This window comes from Vibrio sp. 2033, from assembly GCF_033339735.1.
Genome location: NZ_JAWOVC010000132.1, coordinates 1 through 988, shown reverse-complemented (window position 1 = coordinate 988; position 988 = coordinate 1). Strand labels below are relative to the sequence as shown.

General features: G+C 44.1%; 1 protein-coding gene. It reads left to right on the top strand.

The features are described from left to right. Nucleotides 1-56: 56 nt before the first annotated feature. The coding region (gene bcsG / locus R7P74_RS25105; protein WP_318123358.1) for a cellulose biosynthesis protein BcsG at nucleotides 57-988 on the top strand (932 nt) is incomplete at its 3' end.

The window sequence follows — 988 nt, the reverse complement described above, 5'->3', positions numbered from 1 at the left end:
CGCTCGCGCTATTTTGAGCTAGATACATCAGCCACTAACACCAAGAAGCTTAAGTAATGACATCGCATTCTCATGACTCTACCCCCTTCACTATAGGATTGGGCTGGTGGAACATTTACTTTATCGCAAAAATAGCGCTCTATTTTCAGGGAATCATCGATTTCCATCCAATGGAAAACTTTGCGCTGTTGATCTTCATCCTGCTGCCAATCTCGATGAAAAGCCTAAATACGGTGCGTCATATCGTTGTATTTGTCGCCGCAGCGTGGCTCTTGCATTACGATTCTTATCTCCCTCCGCTAGACCGTCTTTGGGCTCAAGCGGGACAATTAATGCAGTTTGAATTGAGTTATCTGGTCGAACTTTTGGGACGATTTTTATCATTCCAAGCAATACTCGGATTGCTCGCTTTGTGTGGTGCGTACTTTATTTTGAGCAAGTTCGTTAGAGTTTCAGTCTTTGTGGTTATTGCTATGATCTATATAAGTATGCCAATGACGACTGAACCTCCGACAACAGTGGCTGCAGAAGTAACTCAACAACAGCCACCAACCGAGGTTACTGCTAGCAAACAACCTCAAATAACGGAAATTAACGATGCAAGTCTCAACACATTAACTGCAGATTTCTTTTCTAAAGAAGCCTCCCGACGTGTGACATTCGATACCAGCAGCGCAATGGATGCTCCTTTTGATTTGTTGTTCTTGAGTATTTGTTCGGTCGCGTGGGATGACATCGAAATTGCAGGACTGGCCGATCATCCTCTGTTCAAAGAGTTTGACATCATGTTCGACAATTTTAGTTCCGCTACGTCATATAGCGGGCCTGCGGTCATTCGTCTGCTACGAGCCAATTGCGGTCAACAGGAACACAGTCAACTGTTCCAACCCGCACCTTCAAAACAGTGCTACTTGTTCGAAAGTTTGAAAGAGCTAGGCTTCAAAGAAAATTTACTGATGAACCACAATGGTGTCTTCGATAGCTTCCT